The following is a 4,616-nucleotide window of genomic DNA, read 5'->3' as shown; positions in this document are numbered from 1 at the left end:
GCGGTGTTCGCCGCGCGTCAGGCTTTCCGCGAAAAGGGCATCGAGCTGCCGCTGATGATTTCCGGCACGATCACGGATCTTTCCGGCCGCACGCTTTCCGGCCAGACCCCGACGGCGTTCTGGAATTCACTGTCGCATGCCGACGCTTTCACGATCGGACTCAACTGTGCGTTGGGCGCGGATGCCATGCTGCCGCATCTGCAGGAACTCTCCGGCGTCGCCGATACCTTCATCTGCGCCTATCCCAATGCCGGCCTGCCGAACGAATTCGGTCTCTACGATCAGGACCCGGACGAGATGGCCGCGCTGATCCGGCCGTTCGCGGAGCAGGGGTTGGTCAACGTCATCGGCGGCTGCTGCGGTTCCACGCCGGAGCATATTTCGAAAATCCGCGACACCGTTGCCGAATTCGCCCCGCGCGAAGTGCCGGAGCATCGTCCCGTCATGTCGCTGTCGGGCCTGGAACCATTCACGCTCACCAAGGACATTCCCTTCGTCAATGTCGGCGAGCGCACCAATGTCACCGGCTCCGCCAAATTCCGCAAGCTGATCACCAATGCCGATTACGCAGCCGCCCTCGACGTGGCGCGCGATCAGGTCGAGGCCGGCGCGCAGATCATCGATATCAACATGGATGAGGGGCTGATCGATTCGCAGAAGGCGATGGTCGAGTATCTCAACCTGATCGCCGCCGAACCGGATATCGCTCGCGTGCCGCTGATGATCGACTCCTCCAAATGGGAGATCATCGAGGCCGGGCTGAAATGCGCGCAGGGCAAGTCGCTGGTCAATTCGATCTCGCTGAAGGAAGGCGAGGAACAATTTATCGAACGGGCGCAGCTTATCCGCGATTATGGCGCGGCAACCGTGGTGATGGCGTTCGACGAGCAGGGCCAGGCCGACACCTATGAGCGCAAGGTGGAGATCTGCACGCGGGCCTATAAAATCCTCACGGAGAAGGTCGGCTTTCCGCCGGAAGATATTGTTTTCGATCCGAATATCTTCGCCGTTGCCACCGGCATCGAGGAGCACGACAATTACGGCGTCGACTTTCTGGAGGCCACCAAGACCATCCGCGAGACGCTGCCGGGCGCGCATATTTCCGGTGGCGTGTCGAACCTCTCCTTCTCGTTCCGGGGCAACGAGCCGGTGCGCCAGGCCATGCATGCGGTGTTCCTCTACCACGCCATTCAGGCGGGCATGGATATGGGCATCGTCAATGCCGGCCAGTTGATCGTCTACGAGAGCATCGACCCGGAACTGCGCGAGGCCTGCGAGGACGTGGTGATGAACCGGCGTTCGGACGCGACCGAGCGGCTCCTGGACATCGCCGAGCGCTATCGCGGCACGGGCAAGACCGAGGCCCGCAAGCAGGATCTGACATGGCGGGAATGGCCGGTCGAAAAGCGGCTGGAGCATGCGCTGGTTAACGGCATCACCGAATATATCGAGGCCGATGTGGAGGAAGCCCGCCAAGTCGCCGAACGTCCGCTGCACGTCATCGAAGGGCCGCTGATGGCCGGCATGAACGTCGTTGGCGACCTGTTCGGCGCGGGCAAGATGTTCCTGCCGCAGGTGGTGAAATCCGCCCGCGTGATGAAGCAGGGCGTGGCCGTGCTGCTGCCCTATATGGAAGAGGAAAAGCGCCTCAATGGCGGCGAGCAGGGCCAGGCCGCCGGCAAGGTGATCATGGCGACCGTCAAGGGCGACGTCCACGATATCGGCAAGAACATCGTTGGCGTCGTGCTCGCCTGCAACAATTACGAGATCATCGATCTCGGCGTGATGGTGCCGTCGGAAAAGATCCTCGCCGCCGCCAAGGAGCACAAGGCCGATATCATCGGGCTTTCCGGCCTGATCACGCCCTCGCTCGACGAGATGGTGCATGTCGCCGCCGAAATGGAGCGGCAGGGTTTTGACATTCCGCTGCTGATCGGCGGGGCGACCACAAGCCGGGTGCATACGGCGGTGAAGATCCATCCGGCCTATGAGAAGGGCCAGGCGATTTATGTGACCGACGCCAGCCGCGCCGTCGGCGTGGTGTCGTCGCTGCTGACGCCGGAGGCGCGAGACGGCTATATCGGCAATATCCGCGCCGAATATGCCAAGGTGGCCGATGCCCACCGCAAGGCGGAAGCGGCCAAGAACCGCCTGCCGCTGCCGGCCGCCCGCGCCAATGCGGTGAAGATCGACTGGAACGCCTATGAGCCGACCCGGCCGTCCTTTCTGGGCACGAAGACGTTCGAGGATTACGACCTCGAAACGCTGGCGCGCTATATCGACTGGACGCCGTTCTTCCAGACCTGGGAGCTGAGGGGGCGTTATCCCGATATCCTGAAGGACGAGAAGCAGGGCGAAACCGCACGGCAACTGTTTGACGACGCCCAGGCGATGCTGAAGAAGATCATCGACGAGAAGTGGTTCCGGCCGCGCGCCGTGATCGGCTTCTGGCCGGCGAACGCCGTCGGCGACGATATCCGGCTTTACAAGGATGAAGGGCGCACGGAAGAGCTTGCCACCTTCTTCACGCTTCGCCAGCAGCTTTCCAAGCGCGGCGACCGGCCGAATTTGGCGTTGTCCGATTTCGTCGCCCCGGTCGACAGCGGCAAGCAGGACTATGTCGGCGGCTTCGTGGTGACGGCGGGGTTCGAGGAAATCGCGATCGCTGAGCGTTTCGAGCGCGCCAATGACGATTATTCCTCGATCATGGTCAAGGCGCTGGCCGACCGCTTCGCCGAGGCCTTCGCCGAATGCATGCACGAACAGGTGCGGCGCGAATATTGGGGCTATGCGCCGGACGAGGCGCTTTCGAATGCCGAACTGATCGGCGAAGGTTATGGCGGCATCCGCCCGGCGCCCGGCTACCCGGCCCAGCCCGACCACACCGAGAAGAAGACGCTGTTCGCCCTTCTCGATGCGACCGGTGCGACCGGCGTGGAGCTGACGGAAAGCTACGCGATGTGGCCCGGCTCCTCGGTCTCCGGCATCTATATCGGCCATCCCGACAGCTATTACTTCGGCGTCGCCAAGGTCGAGCGCGATCAGGTGGAGGACTACGCCAGGCGCAAGGGCATGAGCATCGAGGAGACCGAACGCTGGCTGTCCCCGATCCTCAACTACATCCCGGCGGACGCCAAGCCGGTGGATGACGCGGCCTGAGCGGCGGCTTTCGGACTGCTTGGCGTACCCTTGCCGGGCGGCCTGGATCCTCGGGTCAAGCCCGAGGATGATCCCGAATGGGGAGACGTTTGTCAGCAACCTGGACGCCGCCTGACCGGCGGCGTTGTTTTTCGTCGTGTCAGCCCGCCACCGCGACGGCCTCGTCATCAAGCTTGCTGGCGCGGATATAAGCCGGGCGGGCGGCGATGCGCTCGGCATAGGCCGCAAAGGAATCGCGCTTGTCGAACGTGCCGAACTGCAGGCCCCAGTTGACCTGGGCGCCGACATAGACATCGGCGGCTGTGAAGCTGTCGCCGGCAACGAACCGGTTTTCCGACAGCCATTTGTCGAGCGTATCCATGACATGCTCGAAATTGCCGTAGCCGACCGAGCGTTCCCGTTCCGCGGGAACGACAAAGCCGAAACTGTTGTTGACGATGGCTGCTTCGAGCGGGCCGGCGGCGAAGAACAGCCAGCGGTAGTAGGAGGCGCGCTCGGCGGGCGGCGGTGCAAGCCCGGCTTCCGGAAAGGCGTCGGCGAGATAGGCGCAGATCGCCGCGCATTCCGTCACCACATTGCCGTCATGGACAATCGCCGGCACCTTGCCCATCGGGTTGATGGCCAGATAGGCTGGTTCCTTCATCGTGCCGTTATAGGTCAAGATGCGAGGCTCATAATCGGCCCCGACCTCCTCCAGCATCCAGCGGGCGATCCGCGCGCGCGAAAGCGGGTTGGTGTACAAGGTAATTCTGCTCATCATTCCCCCTTGGTGTTCGCTTTATGTTCTATTTGGCCGTCAGCTGGAAATCAAGACCTAAATGACGAGCGGTCACTGGGGGTGAAGCGGAGTTTAGCCAAACGTCGGTTCGGACGTCGTTTGGCGGTAAACGTCAAGCGCCGCTCGGGCCGCGGGCCTCTCCCAGCGCCGCCTGTTCGTCTTCTCTCAGCACCCGGGACCGGGTCAGAAACCGTTTCTCGCGGCCATTGTCGAGGCTGAACATACCGCCGCGGCCGGGCACCACGTCGAGGATGAGTTGGGTGTGCTTCCAGGCGGCAAATTGTGGACCGGATATCCAGACTTCCGCCCCTTCCACCTCGCCAAGCAGAACGTCGCCGCTGCCGAGATGGAATTCGGATTTCGGATAGCACATCGGCGACGAGCCGTCGCAGCAGCCGCCGGACTGGTGGAACATGATCTCGCCATACTCGGACTGGATTTCCCGGATCAGCGCGCGTGCCGCAGGCGTGGCGGTGACGCGACAATTGGGCTCGGCGCCTTCGGGCAGTATCATATCCGTGACGCAGTTGATTGCTGGGTTTTCCATTTTACCTTCCTTCCATTGCCGTCGACGGGCGGAGCGCATGCGCTCCGCCCGCCTTCCAGGGAGGAGGGGGCTTGTCACCCTCTTCTTGTGTTCTCAGAAGAAGCCGACCTTCTCGGTCGAGTAGCTGACCAG

At 62.7% G+C, this 4,616-nt stretch carries 3 protein-coding genes; 1 reads left to right on the top strand and 2 read right to left on the bottom strand.

The window, feature by feature from the left end; all coding sequences use genetic code 11:
* Nucleotides 1-3,159, top strand: a 3,159-nt coding sequence (gene metH / locus B4E36_RS19925) for a methionine synthase (RefSeq protein ID WP_345900735.1), incomplete at its 5' end; no start/stop codon positions are given.
* Between the two features lie 139 nt (nt 3,160-3,298).
* Here metH and B4E36_RS19920 read toward each other — a convergent pair.
* Together B4E36_RS19920 and B4E36_RS19915 are read right to left on the bottom strand one after the other, a co-directional pair.
* The gene (locus B4E36_RS19920; protein ID WP_292052749.1) at nt 3,299-3,919 is read right to left on the bottom strand and encodes a glutathione S-transferase family protein; all 621 of its coding nucleotides are present in this window, start codon (nt 3,917-3,919) and stop codon (nt 3,299-3,301) included.
* A gap of 130 nt (nt 3,920-4,049) precedes the next feature.
* The gene (locus B4E36_RS19915; RefSeq protein WP_292053159.1) at nt 4,050-4,451 is read right to left on the bottom strand and encodes a DUF779 domain-containing protein; all 402 of its coding nucleotides are present in this window, start codon (nt 4,449-4,451) and stop codon (nt 4,050-4,052) included.
* Nucleotides 4,452-4,616: the final 165 nt, after the last annotated feature.

It is taken from the genome of Martelella sp. UBA3392 (assembly GCF_002358775.1).
Classification (GTDB): domain Bacteria; phylum Pseudomonadota; class Alphaproteobacteria; order Rhizobiales; family Rhizobiaceae; genus Martelella; species Martelella mediterranea.
This window is presented reverse-complemented; position numbering and strand designations above follow the sequence as displayed.

Bases quoted from the DNA above. Each gene is read 5' to 3' on its own strand.
- B4E36_RS19920 (WP_292052749.1), bottom strand. From the start codon at position 3,919: ATGATGAGCAGAATTACCTTGTACACCAACCCGCTTTCGCGCGCGCGG.
- B4E36_RS19915 (WP_292053159.1), bottom strand. From the start codon at position 4,451: ATGATACTGCCCGAAGGCGCCGAGCCCAATTGTCGCGTCACCGCCACG.